A 16,787-nucleotide genomic window follows, 5' to 3' on the forward strand; every position below is an offset into this window, starting at 1 on the left:
TTCTTTTGCTGGCGCGTTTCTCTTCGTCGGGCTCCCACCGTTCTGGTGCAGCCGAGAGACGAACGTGCGTGGCATTGCCTCGATTTGGTGCTATAGCTGTGCACTGCCGCCGTCGCCAGGCGCCATCCGTGGATGGCATGAGACTTGCGCGGCAAGCGGTATCGTCCAGGCTTGCAGGAGGCACCTCGTGTCGATCCACGTCGCGTTGCACCACGTCACCGACTACCATTACGACCGACCTGTCGGACTGGGCCCACAGATCGTTCGTCTGCGCCCGGCGCCCCACAGCCGCACCCGCATCCTTTCCTACGGGTTGAAGGTCGAACCCGCCCAGCACTTCATCAACTGGCAGCAGGATCCCCAGGGCAACTACCTGGCGCGCCTGGTGTTCCCGGAAAAGGCCGATCGATTCAAGGTCACCGTCGACCTGGTCGCCGAGATGGCGGTGTTCAACCCCTTCGACTTCTTCCTCGAGCCTTACGCCGAGCAGATTCCCTTCGCCTACAGCGCCGAGGAAGAGCGCGAACTGGCGCCCTATCGGGTGCAGTTGCCGGCCTTGCCGCGCTTTGCCGAATATCTCGCGCAGATCCCGCGTACCCCGACGCCCAGTGTCGACTTCCTGGTGGAGATCAACCAGCGCCTGTCGCGAGACGTCGGCTACCTGGTCCGCATGGAGCCCGGCGTGCAGTCGCCGGAGGAAACCCTCACGTTGGCCTCGGGCTCCTGCCGTGACTCGGCCTGGCTGCTGGTGCAGTTGCTGCGCCACCTGGGCCTGGCGGCACGTTTCGTCTCCGGCTACCTGATCCAGCTCACCGCCGACGTCAAGGCGTTGGACGGGCCCTCGGGCACCGAGGTGGACTTCACCGACCTGCACGCCTGGTGCGAGGTCTACCTGCCCGGCGCCGGCTGGATCGGCCTGGATCCGACCTCCGGACTGTTCGCCGGCGAGGGCCATATCCCGCTGGCGTGCAGCCCCGAACCGTCTTCGGCGGCGCCGATCTCCGGTCTGGTCGACGAGGCTGAATGCGAGTTTTCCCATGAGATGCGCGTGGAGCGCATCTGGGAAGCGCCGCGCGTCACCAAGCCTTACAGCGATGAGCAGTGGGCCGAAATCGATCGTCTCGGCCACCAGCTCGACGCCGAGCTGCAGCGCCTGGACGTCCGCCTGACGATGGGCGGCGAGCCGACCTTCATTGCCGTCGATTATCCCGACGACGCGGAGTGGAACACCGCCGCGCTCGGTCCGAACAAGCGGCGCATGGCCGGCGAGCTGTTCCATCGTCTGCGCGAACATTACGCCCCGCAGGGCCTGGCGCACTTCGGCCAGGGCAAGTGGTACCCCGGCGAGCAATTGCCGCGTTGGTCACTGAACTGCTTCTGGCGCAAGGACGGTGAGCCGATCTGGCGCGATCCGACGCTCTACGCCGACGAGTCCCGCTACTACGGGGCCGATGCGCGGATGGCCGCGCGTTTCCTCGGCAGCGTCGCCAGCCACCTGGGCATCAGTGCCGAATACAGCTTCCCGGCCTACGAGGACTGGCTCTACTACCTCTGGCGCGAGCGCAAGCTGCCGGCGAACGTGACCCCCGATGATCCGCGCCTGGCCGACCCGCTGGAGCGCGAGCGCCTGCGCAAGGTCTTCGGCCGCGGCCTGGGTGAAATCGTCGGGCAGGTGCTGCCGCTGGTACGTAGCGCCGACGCCAGCGAATGGCTGACCGGCCCCTGGTTCCTGCGCGACGAGCACTGCCGGCTGGTGCCGGGCGACTCTCCGCTGGGCTATCGCCTGCCGCTGGACTCGCAGCCCTGGGTCAGCGAAGCGGATTATCCCTACGTCAATCCGCAGGACCCGAACCAGGCCTTCCCGCCGCTGCCGAGCCATCCGCAGATCCAGCAGCAGCTGCGCACCCCGCTGTATCCGCAGCACAGCGAGCGCAGCGGCGGCGTCGGGCAGCCGCCCAAGCTCTTCGAGTCGGCCGACGGTATCGTACGTACCGCGCTGTGCGCCGAACCGCGTGAGGGCCGGCTCTACCTGTTCATGCCGCCGCTGGAGCGCCTGGAGGATTATCTGGAACTGGTCGCAGCGATCGAGACCAGCGCCCGCGAACTGCGCTGTCCGGTGGTGCTCGAAGGTTACGAGCCGCCCGCCGATCCGCGCCTGGGCAACTTCCGGGTGACCCCCGACCCGGGCGTCATCGAGGTGAACATCCAGCCGTCCTCCAGCTGGGACGAGCTCGCCGAACGTACCGAATTCCTCTACGAGGCCGCGCGACTGACGCGCCTGTCGTCGGAGAAGTTCATGGTCGACGGGCGTCACACCGGCACCGGCGGCGGCAACCACTTCGTGCTCGGCGGCGCCACGCCGGCCGACTCTCCATTCCTGCGGCGCCCCGACCTGCTGCGCAGCCTGATCAGCTACTGGCACAACCACCCCTCGCTGTCATACCTGTTCAGCGGCCTGTTCATCGGGCCGACCTCCCAGGCGCCGCGTGTGGACGAGGCGCGCAACGACGCGCTTTACGAGCTGGAGATCGCCTTCGCGCAGATGCCCGAGCCGGGTGCCGAGTGCCCGCCCTGGCTGGTCGACCGGCTGCTGCGCAACCTGCTGGTGGACGTCACTGGCAATACTCACCGGGCGGAGTTCTGCATCGACAAGCTGTATTCGCCGGACTCTTCCACGGGGCGCCTGGGCCTGCTGGAGCTGCGCGCCTTCGAGATGCCGCCGCATGCGCGCATGAGCCTGACCCAGCAACTGCTGCTGCGCGCGCTGGTGGCGAGATTCTGGGACCAGCCCTACCGCCCGGCACGCCTGGCGCGCTGGGGCACCGAGCTGCACGACCGCTTCCTGCTGCCGCATTTCGTCGAGCAGGATTTCTCCGATGTCATCGCCGAGCTGAATATCGCCGGCTTCCCGCTGCGCAAGGATTGGTTCGCGCCACACTTCGAGTTTCGCTTCCCGAAGGTCGGCGACCAGCAGGTGCTGGGCATCGACATGGAACTGCGCCAAGGGCTGGAGCCCTGGCACGTGCTCGGTGAGGAAGGCGCCACCGGCGGCACCGTGCGTTACGTCGACTCGTCGCTGGAGCGCATGCAGATCAAGCTCAGCGGCATGGCGCCGGATCGCTACGTACTCACCTGCAACGGCGTGCCGGTGCCGCTGACGCCTACCGGTACGGTCGGCGAGTTCGTCGCGGGCGTACGCTATCGGGCCTGGCAGCCCGCCTCCGCGTTGCACCCGACCATTGGCGTGCATGCGCCGCTGACCTTCGACCTGGTGGATACCTGGATGCAGCGTTCGCTCGGCGGCTGTCAGTACCACGTGGCCCATCCGGGCGGGCGCAACTATGAGCATTTCCCGGTGAACGCCTACGAGGCGGAGAGCCGACGACTGGCGAGGTTCTTCCGTCTGGGCCATAGTCCGGGCAAAATCGCGCCTGTCGCCGTTCCGCGCAGCCCCGAGCTGCCGATGACCCTGGACCTGCGCCGCTAGCGGCGCAGGACAGCTGAGGCGCCCGTATCCAGCACCGAGCCTTGCATGTCATCCCTGCGCGAAACCAGCCGGCCCGCCGGCCCCTACCACGAGATGCTCGACGCCAGCGGGCGGGTCCGCCCGCACTGGCGCGCCTTCCATCGCAAGCTGATCGGTGGCGGCCCCGAGCCCCTGGAGGCACGTCGCGAGCAGTTGGCGCGGCAGATCCAGGAGAATGGCATCACCTACAACGTGTACGCCGATCCGCTGGGTACCGATCGCCCCTGGGAACTGGACCTGCTGCCCAACCTGATTCCCGCCGAGGAATGGCAGGCGCTCGCCACCGGTGTAGCGCAGCGCGCGCGCCTGCTCGATGCGCTGCTGGCGGACATCTACGGTCCGCAGCGCATGCTCGCCGAGGGGTTGCTGCCCGCGGAACTGGTCTTCGGACACGAGAACTTCCTCTGGCCATGCCAGGGTATCCAACCGCCGGGCGGAGCCTTCCTGCATGTCTATGCCGCGGACCTGCGGCGTGCGCCGGATGGCCGCTGGTGGGTCATCGCCGACCGCACCCAGGCACCGTCCGGCGCCGGCTATGCGCTGGAGAACCGGCAGATCGTCTCGCGCCTGTTCCCCGAGGCCTTCCGCCAGTTGCGCGTGCAGCACATGGCCGGCTACTTCCGCACCCTGCGCGAAACCCTGATGAGCCAGGCGCCGCGAGAACTGGGCGAAACCCCGCTGGTGGTGCTGCTCACCCCGGGGCGTTTCAACGAAACCTACTTTGAGCACCTCTATCTCGCCCGCCAACTGGGCTTCCCGCTGGTCGAGGGCAGCGACCTGACGGTGCGCGATGCCACGCTTTACCTGAAGACCCTGGATGGCCTGCAGCGCGTGCATGGTGTGCTTCGCCGCCTGGATGACGACTTCTGCGACCCCTTGGAGCTGCGCGCCGATTCCGCCCTCGGCGTACCGGGCCTGCTCGAAGCGGTGCGCCAGGGGCGCGTGCTGGTGGCCAACGCACTGGGCAGCGGCGTGCTCGAATCCCCCGGGCTACTCGGCTTCCTGCCGAAGATCGCCCAGCGCCTGCTCGGCGAGTCGCTGACGCTCCCGTCGATCGCCACCTGGTGGTGCGGCGAGGCGCCGGTGCTGGATCAGGCGCTGGAACGTCTGGACCGGCTGATGGTGCGTCCGGCGTTTCCCAGTCAGCGTTTCGCCCCGGTGTTCGGCGGCGACCTGGACGCCGAGGGCCTGGCGCGCCTCGCCGAGCGCCTGCGCGCGCGGCCCTACGCCTATGTCGCCCAGGAGGTCGCGCAACTGTCGCAGGCCCCGGTGTGGCTGGACGGCGAATTGCAGTCGCGGGCCATCGGCATGCGCGTCTACGCGGTGGCCTCGCCCTGGGGCTACCAGGTGATGCCGGGCGGGTTGACCCGCGTCGCCGGTGACTCCGGCGCCCAGGAAGTCACCATGCAGACCGGCGGCGGCAGCAAGGACACCTGGGTGCTCGCCGGCCGCGAGGCGCGCGGCGAGCCGCTGGCCCCTCGCATCCTCGGCGCGGCGCAGGTGATTCGCCGTGATCCCTATCTGCCCTCGCGGGTGGTGGAAAACCTCTACTGGTTCGGTCGCTACGCCGAACGTTGCGACGACCTCACGCGCCTGCTGCGCGTGGTGCTCAGCCGCTACCTGGGCGATGACGATGCGCCCGCCGCCCTGACGGCGGCGGTGCAACTGGCCGAGGGCATGGGCGTGCTCGCCGACGCGGAGGCCGGTGCGCTGGAGGACCGCCTGTTCCAGGCCTTGCTCGGCGAGGATTGGGCTACCGGATTGCGGGCCAATCTGCAGCGGCTGAACTGGACGGCCGCCCAGGTGCGTGGCCGGCTGTCCCAGGAAAACTGGCTGACGCTGATGGACATCCAGCGCGAGGCGCATACCCTGGAGCGCAAGGATGCCGCCTTCGGCGAGCTGCTGGAGTTCCTCGACCGCCTGCTGCGCACGCTGTCCGGCCTGTCCGGTTTCGCCTTCGACGATATGACCCGCGATGATGGCTGGCGCTTCCTCATGCTTGGCCGGCGCATCGAGCGCCTGCAGTTTCTCTGCGAGGCCATTTCCGGATTCCTCGCCGGCAACGATCCACAGGATCAGGCGGCTCTGGACTGGCTGCTGGAACTGGGCAACAGCACCTTGACCTATCGCTCGCGCTACCTGGCGGTGCCCCAGGTCATCCCGGTGCTGGATCTGCTGCTGCTCGACGAGCAGAACCCCCATGCCGTGCTCTTCCAATTGCTCAAGGTGCAGGGCGGTCTGGCTCATCTTGGCCAGCAGTTCGACGACCCGGCGGCCGATGCCGAGCTCGGTGGACTGGTCGCGCGGCTGCGCGGCGTCGACCTGGGGGCGCTGGAGAGTCCGCTGTTCGGCAACAGCGGTCTGCGCGAAGTCTTCGATGGGCTGGGGCGACTGCTGCTGGAGGTTTCGGCGACCGTCGGCCAGCTTTCCGACCGTCTCGCGCTCAGGCATTTTGCCCACATCGATGCCAGCCGGCAGACGGTGTCGCTATGAGTCCGTCGTCCGAACGTCCGCGCAGTGCCCGCTACCAGGTGCTGCACGACACCCATTACCGCTACGCCGCGCCGGTGTCGCTGGCCAAGCAACTGGCGCACCTGTGGCCACGACAGTCGCCCTGGCAGCGCAACCTGTCGCAGAGTCTTTGGGTGTCGCCGGAGCCGAGCCGACGTCAGGACGAGCTGGATGTGTTCGGCAATCCGCTGACGCGCCTGGCTTTCGAACGGCCGCATCAGGCCTTGCGAGTGGAAGCGCGACTGGAGGTCGAGGTGCTGGCGCGGCCGCAGCTGGACCTGTGGCGGTCGCCCGCCTGGGAGGCCGCCTGTGCCTCGCTCGGCTACAGCGGCCGCGCGCCTGGCCTGGCCTCGCTGGAGGCCAGTCGCTTTCGCTTCGAATCGCCGGCGGTGCGTATCAAGCATCTGTTCGCGGATTTCTCCGCTGACTGCTTCACTCCGGGGCGGCCCTTGCTGCAGGCGGCGCGTGCATTGACGACGAAGATCTTCGAGGAGTTTACCTTCGATGCGGCGGCGACCCAGGTCTCCACGCCGTTGCTGGAGGTACTGGAACAGCGTCGAGGCGTCTGCCAGGACTTCGCTCACCTGATGCTGGCCTGCCTGCGTTCCCGCGGTCTGGCGGCGCGCTATGTCAGCGGCTATCTGCTGACCCGGCCGCCAGCGGGCAAGCCGCGTCTGATCGGCGCCGATGCCTCGCATGCCTGGGTGTCGGTCTACTGCCCGCTGTTCGGTTGGGTGGACTTCGATCCGACCAATGACCTGATGCCGGACTTGGAACACGTCATCCTGGCCTGGGGCCGGGACTTTTCCGATGTCTCGCCGCTGCGTGGGGTGATTCTCGGTGGCGGCAGCCACGATCCGGAAGTGCAAGTGACCGTTTTGCCGGAGGGCGAAACAGCCGTGGCCGCCGAGCCGTAGCACGCGCCGGGGAACGGCGCGAGGGCGCGCTCAATCCCTCCTGCTTTCGTGTTCCTCCTCTTCCTCGTCTTCGGGCGCGGGGGTGAGCTTGGGCATCAGGAAGAACACGATCAGCGCCAGGAGGGTACTGATCACCGCCGTCGCCTCTCGGCCCATGCCCACCGCGATGCCGATGGCGGCGGTCATCCAGATACCGGCAGCGCTGGTCAGTCCATGCACGTGCTGCAGGTCGCGGCCCTTGAGGATGGTCCCGGCGCCGAGGAAGCCGATGCCCGCGGCGACGCCCTGGATCACCCGGCTCATGGCGTCGTGCTCGTAGCCACGCATCGAGGGCGCCAGCACGAAGAGCGCGCAGCCCATCGCGACCAGCATGTGGGTGCGGATGCCGGCGGCCTTGCCCTTGGATTCACGCTCGTAGCCGAGGATACCGCCCAGCAGGGCGGCCAACAGCAGGCGCATCGCCACGCGCAGGGCCTCTGCGAGGTCGGGCACGTCGGAGAACTCCTGTCTCGCGACCTCGACGATCATCTGCCATAGCTCCATGACGGCTCTCTCCATCGCTGCTCTGGCAGTTTCGACCTCGCTATGGGATCAAGGTGTCACGTCGAAACGCAGTACCCCGATCATTTGCCCCGCTTCGGTTTCCACGCGTACCTGCCAGCGGCCCACCACCTCGGCCGGGAAGTTCTGCTTGTGGGTCCAGGCCCGATAGCCCGCTTCGCGACCGCCACTGATGTTCAGCGCGATGCGCTCGGCGGGGCCGCCGTCACGCTGCCAGACGTGGAAGATACGTTCCTTGAGACCTCGCGGCACCTTGATCGCGGTGTAGGCGTAGAGCCCCTGGCTGCGCAGTTGAGCCTGGGTGATGCTGTGCAGCGACTCGCCCGGCGCGCGGCGCAGGGCATCGAAGCTGTCGCTGATGCCGACATCGGTCAGCCAGAGCGTCGCCGGCGGTACCCACAGACGGGCCTGCCAGCCGACCACGCCGAGCGCCAGGGTCAGCGCCAAGCCACTGGCCCAGCGTCGCCAGCCCGGCTGCCGCAGCGCGCCGAACAGGCTGGGTAGCGACAGCACCACGGCGACGCCCAGCGCCCAGCGATAGCTCTGCTCGGTGGACAGGTGGACGATCAGCGGGAAGGCAGTGAGCAGTACGGCAAACAGCGTCAGGCTGTGGAAAAGCATGTACAGCACGGGTCTGGCCGCGAGTTGGCGGTAATACAGGGGGTCGATGATCGACACCGCGGCCGCGGCACCGAGCAGGCCGGTAAAGAGCGCCTGGCCGCTGTTCCAGGTGGTGGTCACGGCGAAGAACGGCAGCACGAAGAACAGGCTTTCCTGGTGCACCATCTGCGTTGCGTAACGCACCAAGCCTGGCGGCAGCTTGAGGCCGAAACGCTCGAGCAGTCGCCGTAGCGGGTTTTCCAGCATCAGCCACAGCCAGCTCACCAGCATGACCAGCGCGACCACGCGCGCCAGGCTGTCCTTACGTTCGATGAGAAAGAAGCTTGCCAGTCCGGAGACGAAACCGAACAGGGCGATCAGCTTGTTGTGGCGTTCCAGCAGGCCTAGGACACGGTCGATGCGCCGCTGCCAGGGAGAGGAGGCTTGCATGCGCTCAGCCCGGATTGCGTTCCGCCCAGCGCGGTGCGCCGCTGGGGCGCCAGGCGGCGAGGGCATCGATCAGTTGGGCTGGCTCTTCGCTGCGCTGCAGCATGGCGCGATGCCCGGCGCGGACGAAGCCCTGCGCCACCAGATGATCGAGAAACCCGGCCAGCGGATCGTAGAAGCCGGCGACGTCGAGCAGGCCCATGGGCTTTGCGTGATAGCCCAGTTGGCCCCACGTCCAGACTTCGAAGAGCTCTTCCAGGGTGCCCAGGCCGCCCGGCAGGGCGATGAAGGCGTCAGCCAGTTCGGCCATGCGCGCCTTGCGTGCATGCATGCCATCGACCACCTCCAGGCTGGTCAGCCCGGGGTGGCCGACCTCCGCGTCCTTCAGGCTCCGCGGGATGATGCCGATCACTTCGCCGCCGGCTGCCAGCGCGGCGTCGGCCACCTGGCCCATCAGCCCCACCGCACCGCCGCCATAGACCAGGCGCAGGCCGCGTTCGGCGAGGTGTCGGCCGAGCGCCTCGGCGGCCTGGCGGTAAATGGGATCGTTGCCAGTGCTGGCGCCGCAGAAAACGCAGATCGAACGCAGGGACATCTCGGACTCCGATGGGGGTACGTCGCACAGCTTAGCGAGCCGTCCGCGCTTCGGCCATGTCGATCGTCGTCCGCACACCACCGATGATGCGCCCACGAAGAAGCCGCCAACGCCGGGCCGGGGCTCGCTGTCTGCGAGACCCTCAGCGCATCTGCAGGATGATCACCTCGCTGCTGGCCGGGTCGGTGTGGCCGCGCATCTCGCCGACCCGCTCGGCGCTCACCGGGCCGCCGTGGTTGCCCCAGGCTCCGCGTACGAAGCTGAGCACCTGGGCGATCTCCTGGTCTGACAGCTGGGCGCGGTAGGGCGGCATGCGGTAGCTATCCGGGATGCCGTTGGCGACGACCCGGGGCGAGCCGTTGAGGGTCACGTTGATCGCCGAGGCGTCGTGCTCGCTGAGGGACGCGGCGGTGCCGGCCAGCGGTGGAATCCACGGGCTCTGGCCGCGGCCATCGGCGGCATGGCAGAAGCTGCACTTGGCCTGGTAGATGGCCGCGCCAGCATCCTCGCCTGCCTGTCTGGCCAGATTCGTCTGCTGGTATTGCCAGGGTTGGCCGTCACGCTGCGGATCGCCGGGCAGCGACTTGAGGTAGTGGGCGATGGCCTGCAGGTCGGTGTCGCTCATGAACTGCGTGGAGTTGTTGAATGCATCGGCCATGGAGCCGAACACCACGCCATGCTCGTTGCGCCCGTGGCGCAGGTAGTCGAACACGTCCTGCTCGCTCCAGCGGCCCAGGCCGGTGTTCGGATCGTTGCGCAGGCTGGGGGCGTACCAGCCGTCGAGCAGGCCGCCGGAAAGGTATTCGGGACTGCGCTCATCGAGGGCCTTCTCGTTCATCGCCAGCCCGCGCGGCGTGTGGCAACTGCCGCAGTGCCCCGGTCCCTGTACCAGATAGGCACCACGTTGCCATTGGGCGTCGTTGTCGGTGGTGTATTCGCTATCACGGGCGAATACCAGGTTCCACAGCGCCAGGGGCCAGCGGGTGTCCAGCGGCCAGGGGATGTCCGCCGGGTGGTTACTCTGGTTGACCGCGGGTACGCCCTGCATGAAGTAGGCGTAGAGCGCTCGGATGTCTTCGTCGCTCATCTTCTGGTAGGACGGATAGGGCATCGCCGGGTACAGACGCTTACCGCCCGGGGCCACGCCGTGGCGCAGCGCGCGATCGAAATCGGCTAGGGAATAGTTGCCAATGCCGGTCTTCGGGTCCGGGGTGATGTTGGTGGTGTAGATGGCACCCAGTGGCGTGCCCATGGGCAGACCGCCGGCAAAGGGCTTGCCGTGTTCGGTGCTGTGGCAGGCGACGCAGTCTCCCAGGCGGGCGACGTATTCGCCGCGTGCGATCAGCTCCGGCGAGGCAGCGTTTTCGCTGAGCCCGTCGAATGGCGAGGCGGGCTGGCGGGTGACGAACCAGGTCAGCGTAGCGCCGGCGACCACGATCACGCCCAGGCCGATAGCGAGGATCTTCTTCAAGCGAACCCCCTTGTTGTTGCGTTTACCCGTGAGAGATACGACCCGTTGAACGACGCATCGCTTCAGACTCGATAGGAAAACCGCTTCCGCCACGGGGGCGGAAGCGGTCATGGCTCAGCTGTCGAAGCGGTAGCGCGACAGCGGCATGCTGCGGATGCGCTGGCCACTGAGGGTGGACACGGCGTTGGCGACCGCTGGCGGAATCGCCGGCAGGCCGGGCTCGCCGATGCCTCCCATGGCCTCGCCGCTCTCGACGATGCGGGTATGCACGCGGGGCATACGCGAGGGTGGCAGGATCGGATAGAGGTCGTAGTTGCGTGCCAGCGGACGACCCGCCTCGTACCGGGTTTCCTCGATCAGTACCTGGGACAGTCCCAGCGCCGTAGCCGACTGCAGCTGGGCGTCGATGATCGCCGGATTGACGATGCTGCCCGGGTCGATGGCCTGCCAGACATCGTGGACCATCACTTCGCCATTGCGCAGGGAGACCTCGGCGATGGCCGCGGTGTGACTACCGAACGGCGAGGCCATGGCCACGCCACGCGCTCTACGGCTGCCATCCTCGGCAGTGAACGGGCCGCGCTTCCAGCCTCCGGCCAGCTCGCCCACGGCGCGTAGCAGGGTGCTCAGGCGGGCGTTCTGCGCCAGCAGCTTCAGGCGTAGCTCGAAGGGATCCTGGCCGCCTTTGTCGGCGAGTTCGTCGAGGAAGCACTCGTAAAGGAAGTCGTTCATCGAGTTACCCACCGAGCGCCAGTAGGCGAGCATCACCGGGTTTTCCACATGCAGCTGGGCGATGCGTCGGTTGGGGATGGCGTAGGCCTTGCCGGTCAGCCCCTCCAGGGCGGTCGGGTCTAGCGCGTCCGGGTTGTGCCCGTTAATGGCCTCGGTCGGCCCTTCGCAGGCGCTGATGGCCTCCAGCGCCACCGGCATGCCGTCCTCGTCGAGGCCGCCACGAAAGCGTACGGCGGCCATGGGGCGCAACGGATCTCGCAGGAACTCCTCCTCGCGCGACCAGATCAACTTGATCGGACGCCGGGTCTCCCGCGCCAGTTGAATGGCCTGGGGATAGGGATTGGCGGCGGGATAGAGGAAGTGACGACCGAAGAAGCCGCCCAGCAGGGGCGAGTGGATGTTGATGCGGCTGGCATCCAGGCCGGTCAGCTTGGCGATATCGGCCTGGTACATCTCCGGCGCCTGGTTGGGCAACCAGAGGTCCAGCGAGCCATCGTCGTTGAAACGCGCCAGGGTCGATGGCGGCTCCAACTGGGCATGGTGCAGGTACTGGCTGTGGTAGGTCGCCTCGACGCGCGTCTTGGCACCCTCCAGGGCGTCGGGCAGTTGCCCTTCTTCCTCGGCGGTGGTGCCGGCTTCGGTGGTGTTGGCCAACTGCTCGGCGAAGCCGGCGGTGGAGAAGTCGGCGGGCAGGCGGCGCGCACCCTGCACGAGGTCTCCGCCTTCCTGCCAGTCCACTTGCAGGGCTTCCACGGCACGCTTGGCCTGCCACCAATGGTCCGCGACCACGGCCACCGCACCGGGCAGCTGATGCACGGAATGCACGCCCTTCATGTCCTTGACCTGCGCCTCGTTGCGCAGGCTGCCGACGGAAAGTCCCAGGCGTGGCGCATGTTGCACGGCGGCATGCAGCATGCCGTCGACCTTGCAATCGATGGCGAAGATCGCCTTGCCGGTGGACTTGTCATACATATCCAGGCGCTGCACCGGTTTGCCGATCCAGCGGAATTGCGCAGGATCGCGCAGGCTGACGCTGGCGGGGTCGGGCACTGCCAGATCCAGCGCCGTACTCGCCAGTTCGCCGTAGTCCAGCGCACGTCCGGAGGCGGCGTGGAGCACCCGGCCGGGCTCGGTGCTCAATTCGCCGATGGGCACCTGCAGACGCGCGGCGGCGGTTTGCAGCAGCATCTGCCGGGTCAGGGCGCCGAGCTTGCGCATGGTGTCGTAGCTGGTACGCACCGACATGCTGCCGCCGGTGATTCGCATCTTGCCGTGGACGACTTGGTAATCGGCACCGGCCGGCGCGTTCTCGACGATGAAGTGTTGCGGGTCGACGTCCAGTTCCTCGCCGACGATCTGCGCCATCGCGGTGAACACGCCCTGGCCGCCTTCAACGAAGGGGCTGAGCAGACGTACCTTGCCGTCCGGGTGGATTTCCAGGAACGCCGGCACGCGGGTGCCCGGCGGCATGGGTTGCCCGCTCTGCTGGGCCAGCGCCTTGCCCACCGGCAGGCCGAAGTTGATGACCAGCGCGCCGGCGGTCAGGCCTGCGGAGTTCAACAGAAAGCGCCGGCGGGAGACGTTGACCGGTGTTTCGGGAGCGTCCGTCGCCTGAACCTTGGGATCGAGGAAGCTGTTCATGCCTTGTCCGCTCCTGCCAGATCGCGCACGGCGGCATCGATGAAATTGTAGGTACCGCAGCGGCACAGGTTGATCATCGCCTTGGCGATGTCCTCCTCGCTCGGCGCCGCCTTGGCCTTGAGCAGTGCGGTGGCGGCGATGACCTGCCCGGACTGGCAGTAGCCGCATTGGGGCACCTGGTGCTCGACCCATTTCTGCACCACACGCTTGCCGACCTCATCGTTCTCGATGGCCTCGATGGTGGTCACCTGGCGCTCGCCCACGGCGGCGGCGGGCGTCACGCAGGAGCGTACCACCTGGCCGTCCACCAAGACCGAGCAGGCACCGCACTGGGCCAGCCCGCAACCGTACTTGGTACCGGTGAGGCCCAGGTTGTCGCGTATCACCCAGAGCAGGGGGGTATCTTCTTCGACGTCGACCTCATGGATCTCGCCGTTGATCTGCAGTCTCATGGCATCTTCTCAGGCTGATGGGGCGGCATCACGGAACCGCTGAACGTGCAAACATACGCCAGGAGCCTACAGGTATTTAATAGCGCGCGGCTTCATAGGGTCATGAGCGGCGCTCACCAATCGTCGGTGGTGGCGAACCGCTCACCGCGCAGGCATAGGCACAGAAGAATTCGTGGAAGAGTTGATCCAGCTTCATGAAACGGCTCCTGCGCTATGGTTTTATCGTCTCGATCGTGTGATAGCGTCCACATCAGGACGTTAGCGCAACCTGTCCCGTCTCGCTCTTTGATCCTTTCTCTTGGGGCCATAGGCAAAGGGATGCGTTGCCGATCGTGCCCGGCTCCGCTGGATTGACGGACCTTCGAGCGTCGCTTCTGGCGATGCGTCGTTACGCAACGTGGGCGTGACGAGACGGTTCTGGCAGTCGGCGGGGTTGCATCAAAAAAACTGCCCAAATGCCCTGGAGGCTTCATGATCCGCAAGCTCGCTTTCGCTACCCTGCTCTCGCTCGCCAGCGCCCCCCTGTGGGCCGCCGAATGCTCGGTCACCGTCGATTCCACCGACCAGATGAGCTACGACACCAAGGCCATCGACATCAGCAAGAGCTGCAAGGAATTCACCGTCAAGCTGACCCACTCGGGCAACCTGCCGAAGAACGTCATGGGTCACAACTGGGTGCTGACCAAAGCCGCGGACATGCAGCCGGTGGCCACCGACGGTATTGCTGCCGGCCTGGACAACAGCTACCTGAAGGCCGGTGACGAGCGCGTGATCGCGCATACCAAGGTGATCGGTGCCGGCGAGACCGACTCGGTGACCTTCGACGTGTCCAAGTTGGATGCCGCGGGTGAGTACATGTTCTTCTGCTCCTTCCCGGGCCATATCGCGATGATGAAAGGCACCGTCAAACTGGTCGACTGACGTCCAGCTTCGTGCCCTGCCAGGGCCGCCCCGAAGGGCGGCCTTTTTCCTTCCAATGACTGGAGTTCGTCATGTTTCCCGAGTACCGCGAGCTGATTTCCCGGTTGAAAACCGAAGACGCGCATTTTTCCCGGCTGTTCGAACGGCACAACGCGCTGGACGATGAGGTCCGCTCGTTGGAAGCGGCGCATGCACCGGACGACCAGGTGGAGGCGCTCAAGCGCGAGAAGCTGCACCTCAAGGACGAGATGTACACGATCCTGCGCAGTCATTCCGACGCCTGAGCGCCCCCCGGTCAGGCGCCTTGTGCCTCGGTCATCTTGAAGATGCCCTGGGCATTGCTACTGTCGAAGGCCAGGTCCAGCTGGCCGCTTTCCGGATCGGGCTCGCGCTGGATGAATTCCACGAAGGAGCCCGGTACCTGGCGCAGTACCCGTGCGCCTGTCGCGTCGCGAAAGCCACGCTCTACGCTGACCGCGCGATAGGCCGTCTGCAGCACCCTGCGCGACGTCGAGACCTCGATGCTGTCCTTCATCGGCCGCCCCTTGGCACGCTCGGCCGCGACCGTGGCCTCGAGATCGGCAACCCGGTCGGTGAGGTGGTTGAAACGATTCCCTTCGGTCGAAATCCAGGCCATCTCGGCGCTGTGTTCCTTGAGCAGTCGGTAATCCGCCTCGGTCGGCTCGTCGTGCTGTCGATCGAAGGCCGCGACCAGCGCCGGTAGAATGTGCAGCGCCTGCTGCGGCGTGCAATGCCGGGTCTTCCAGAGTTGCGCGAGAATCGTCTTGTGGCTTTCGTCGAGTGGATCCCGGCTGCTCGCCAGCACGCGGCTGGCCGCTTCGCGGAACGCCTCCGGAAAGCGTCCGGGGTGCAGTTCGGAGACGAAGTACTGGGCGATGTCCTGGGGCAGGTCCAGGTGGCGGTAGGCGTAGCCGGTCATGCCCAGACGGGTCAGCGGATAGGTGCGTACGTCGGTGAAGCCCAGCGGTTCGAGCAGCCTGGAGAAGGCCTGGCGACCGCGCGGCAGGGTGCCGTTGTCCGGCCAGTCGACGCTGCGCAGTGCGCCATGGTCGAACACCACCTGGCGTCCGCTGGCGAGTTGTTCCTCGACGTAGGCCAGGCCGTCAGGCACGGCTTCCACCAGCTTGCGGAAAAGACACAGGTTCAGTGCCTGGGCCAGCCAGGCGCGGTGAATCCGCTCGGCATCCCAGGCGAAGGACGCCAGTGACTGCGGCTGGTGGACGTGTCGGCGCAGCCAGGCGGCGGACTCTGGATCGTCCAGCGCCTGGGCGACCAGATCGAAGAGCGCATCGAAGGCGGACATGGGGCTCTCTCGCTGTTGTTGTGAGTGCCCATTCAATGCCCGCTGGCTGCGCTCGACAAGCGAAAAATGACGCTGGAGCCATTCCGTTTTTTCCTAGGGGCTGTGGCGGTTTCATTCATGGCAACCACGCGGCTCGCGAATGAAACGACGGCGGCCCTAGCTATGCTGGCCGATCCAGTCGACGAAGGCGCGCACCTTGGGCAATTGTGCCTGGTGCTCGGGGTAAGCCAGGTAATAGGCATCGGAACTGTGCAGGTCGTGAGGCCAGGCTTGCACCAGCTTGCCTTCCGCGAGTTCCTCGCTCACCAGGAAGTCCGGCACCAGGGTCACGCCGCAGCCGGCGCGGGCGGCCTGGATGCACATCTGGAAGGTATCGAAGCGTGGGCCGTGGTAGCAGGGCGCGGTGTCCAGGGAGAGGTTGGCGAACCAGTCATGCCAGGCGTGCGGACGGTCGCTGTGTTGCAGCAGTACCGACTCGGCCGGGCCCTGGGCGTTGCTGGGGGGCGCGCTGGCGAGGAGGGATGGTGCGCAGACCGGGATCAGTCGCTCGTCCAGCAGGTGCACGCAGCTCGCGCCGGGGTAGCTGCCGCGCCCATAGTGCACCGCGAGATCGCAGCCGCCCTGGCCGAGCGGGTCGGTGGTGATCGCCGAGCGGACGTCCAGATGTACCTGCGGATACTGCAGGCGCCAGCCCTTGGTTCGTGGAATCAGCCAACGGGCGGCGAACGTGGCCGGGCTGGCGATGCGCAGCACTTCGGTTTCACCGCCGTAGGAGCGCAGGTAATGCGCCGAGGCCTCGACCTGGGCGAGGATCTTGCGGGCTTCGTCGAGGTACAGCTCGCCCGCGGCGGTGAGTCGCAGGCCGCGGCGTGCGCGGTGCAGCAGTGCGTGCTGCAACTGTTCCTCCAGTTGCGCGACCTGCTTGCTCACGGCGCTTTGGGTCAGCGAAAGCTCCTCGGCGGCGCGGGTGAAGGAAAGATGGCGGGCCACGGCCTCGAAGCACTGCAGGGCGCTGAGTGAGGGCAGGTAGCGCTTGGCGAGCATGTTGGCCTCGAAATCCGAGTCATATGACGAAATGGAATCCTAACC

13 protein-coding genes are annotated in these 16,787 nt (G+C 66.8%); 5 read left to right on the forward strand and 8 right to left on the reverse strand.

What is annotated here, in order from left to right:
* The first annotated feature begins 187 nt into the window (after window positions 1-187).
* Genes ACYRGX_RS07720 through ACYRGX_RS07730 form a run of 3 tightly spaced genes read left to right on the forward strand, consistent with a single transcriptional unit; the run spans window position 188 to window position 6,954 of the window.
* Entirely contained in the window at window positions 188-3,487 is a 3,300-nt protein-coding gene (locus tag ACYRGX_RS07720) for a transglutaminase family protein (protein WP_473056024.1), read from the forward strand.
* A gap of 45 nt (window positions 3,488-3,532) precedes the next feature.
* Window positions 3,533-6,019, forward strand: coding sequence for a circularly permuted type 2 ATP-grasp protein (locus ACYRGX_RS07725; protein WP_473056025.1), 2,487 nt, complete (start codon window positions 3,533-3,535; stop codon window positions 6,017-6,019).
* Complete coding sequence (locus tag ACYRGX_RS07730) at window positions 6,016-6,954, forward strand: transglutaminase family protein (RefSeq protein WP_473056026.1); 939 nt, start codon at window positions 6,016-6,018, stop codon at window positions 6,952-6,954. The genes ACYRGX_RS07725 and ACYRGX_RS07730 overlap by 4 nt, the downstream gene beginning before the upstream one ends.
* Before the next feature lie 30 nt (window positions 6,955-6,984).
* Here ACYRGX_RS07730 and ACYRGX_RS07735 read toward each other — a convergent pair whose 3' ends face one another.
* The 6 genes from ACYRGX_RS07735 to ACYRGX_RS07760 all read right to left on the reverse strand — a co-directional run bounded on the left by ACYRGX_RS07735 (window position 6,985) and on the right by ACYRGX_RS07760 (window position 13,453).
* Window positions 6,985-7,497 (reverse strand): MgtC/SapB family protein, encoded by a 513-nt coding sequence (locus tag ACYRGX_RS07735; protein WP_473056652.1) that lies wholly within the window; start codon window positions 7,495-7,497, stop codon window positions 6,985-6,987.
* A 48-nt stretch (window positions 7,498-7,545) separates the two neighbouring features.
* Window positions 7,546-8,565 (reverse strand): DUF5924 family protein, encoded by a 1,020-nt coding sequence (locus tag ACYRGX_RS07740; protein ID WP_473056027.1) that lies wholly within the window; start codon window positions 8,563-8,565, stop codon window positions 7,546-7,548.
* 4 nt (window positions 8,566-8,569) lie between these two features.
* Entirely contained in the window at window positions 8,570-9,157 is a 588-nt protein-coding gene (locus ACYRGX_RS07745; protein ID WP_473056028.1) for an LOG family protein, read from the reverse strand.
* Between the two features lie 142 nt (window positions 9,158-9,299).
* On the reverse strand, window positions 9,300-10,628 hold the full coding sequence (locus ACYRGX_RS07750; protein ID WP_473056029.1) for a c-type cytochrome: 1,329 nt from the start codon (window positions 10,626-10,628) through the stop codon (window positions 9,300-9,302).
* 114 nt (window positions 10,629-10,742) lie between these two features.
* Entirely contained in the window at window positions 10,743-13,001 is a 2,259-nt protein-coding gene (locus ACYRGX_RS07755) for a xanthine dehydrogenase family protein molybdopterin-binding subunit (RefSeq protein WP_473056030.1), read from the reverse strand.
* A complete protein-coding gene (locus ACYRGX_RS07760) occupies window positions 12,998-13,453 on the reverse strand; it encodes a (2Fe-2S)-binding protein (RefSeq protein WP_473056031.1) in 456 nt (151 codons plus the stop codon). Before ACYRGX_RS07760 ends, ACYRGX_RS07755 begins: the two co-directional genes overlap by 4 nt.
* A 471-nt stretch (window positions 13,454-13,924) precedes the next feature.
* On the opposite strand from ACYRGX_RS07760, the gene azu reads away from it, so the two are divergent.
* Both azu and ACYRGX_RS07770 read left to right on the forward strand, forming a co-directional pair.
* Window positions 13,925-14,374, forward strand: a complete 450-nt coding sequence (gene azu / locus ACYRGX_RS07765) for an azurin (protein WP_473056032.1) — start codon at window positions 13,925-13,927, stop codon at window positions 14,372-14,374.
* A gap of 71 nt (window positions 14,375-14,445) precedes the next feature.
* Window positions 14,446-14,658: a YdcH family protein gene (locus tag ACYRGX_RS07770; RefSeq protein ID WP_473056033.1), complete on the forward strand. Its 213-nt coding sequence runs from the start codon at window positions 14,446-14,448 to the stop codon at window positions 14,656-14,658.
* Window positions 14,659-14,669: 11 nt separating this feature from the next.
* Here the strand turns inward: ACYRGX_RS07770 and ACYRGX_RS07775 are convergent, their stop codons facing one another.
* Both ACYRGX_RS07775 and ACYRGX_RS07780 read right to left on the reverse strand, forming a co-directional pair.
* Complete coding sequence (locus ACYRGX_RS07775; RefSeq protein WP_473056034.1) at window positions 14,670-15,698, reverse strand: 2-oxoadipate dioxygenase/decarboxylase family protein; 1,029 nt, start codon at window positions 15,696-15,698, stop codon at window positions 14,670-14,672.
* A 156-nt stretch (window positions 15,699-15,854) separates the two neighbouring features.
* Window positions 15,855-16,742, reverse strand: coding sequence for a LysR substrate-binding domain-containing protein (locus ACYRGX_RS07780; protein ID WP_473056035.1), 888 nt, complete (start codon window positions 16,740-16,742; stop codon window positions 15,855-15,857).
* Window positions 16,743-16,787: the final 45 nt, after the last annotated feature.

This window comes from Pseudomonas sp. R4-15 (assembly GCF_055768815.1).

Excerpts from the sequence above, each read along its gene's own strand:
- ACYRGX_RS07725 (WP_473056025.1), top strand. The coding sequence starts at position 3,533 with ATGTCATCCCTGCGCGAAACCAGCCGGCCCGCCGGCCCCTACCACGAG.
- ACYRGX_RS07730 (WP_473056026.1), top strand. The coding sequence starts at position 6,016 with ATGAGTCCGTCGTCCGAACGTCCGCGCAGTGCCCGCTACCAGGTGCTG.
- ACYRGX_RS07735 (WP_473056652.1), bottom strand. The coding sequence starts at position 7,497 with ATGGAGCTATGGCAGATGATCGTCGAGGTCGCGAGACAGGAGTTCTCC.
- ACYRGX_RS07740 (WP_473056027.1), bottom strand. The coding sequence starts at position 8,565 with ATGCAAGCCTCCTCTCCCTGGCAGCGGCGCATCGACCGTGTCCTAGGC.
- ACYRGX_RS07745 (WP_473056028.1), bottom strand. The coding sequence starts at position 9,157 with ATGTCCCTGCGTTCGATCTGCGTTTTCTGCGGCGCCAGCACTGGCAAC.
- ACYRGX_RS07755 (WP_473056030.1), bottom strand. The coding sequence starts at position 13,001 with ATGAACAGCTTCCTCGATCCCAAGGTTCAGGCGACGGACGCTCCCGAA.
- ACYRGX_RS07760 (WP_473056031.1), bottom strand. The coding sequence starts at position 13,453 with ATGAGACTGCAGATCAACGGCGAGATCCATGAGGTCGACGTCGAAGAA.
- azu (WP_473056032.1), top strand. The coding sequence starts at position 13,925 with ATGATCCGCAAGCTCGCTTTCGCTACCCTGCTCTCGCTCGCCAGCGCC.
- ACYRGX_RS07770 (WP_473056033.1), top strand. The coding sequence starts at position 14,446 with ATGTTTCCCGAGTACCGCGAGCTGATTTCCCGGTTGAAAACCGAAGAC.
- ACYRGX_RS07775 (WP_473056034.1), bottom strand. The coding sequence starts at position 15,698 with ATGTCCGCCTTCGATGCGCTCTTCGATCTGGTCGCCCAGGCGCTGGAC.
- ACYRGX_RS07780 (WP_473056035.1), bottom strand. The coding sequence starts at position 16,742 with ATGCTCGCCAAGCGCTACCTGCCCTCACTCAGCGCCCTGCAGTGCTTC.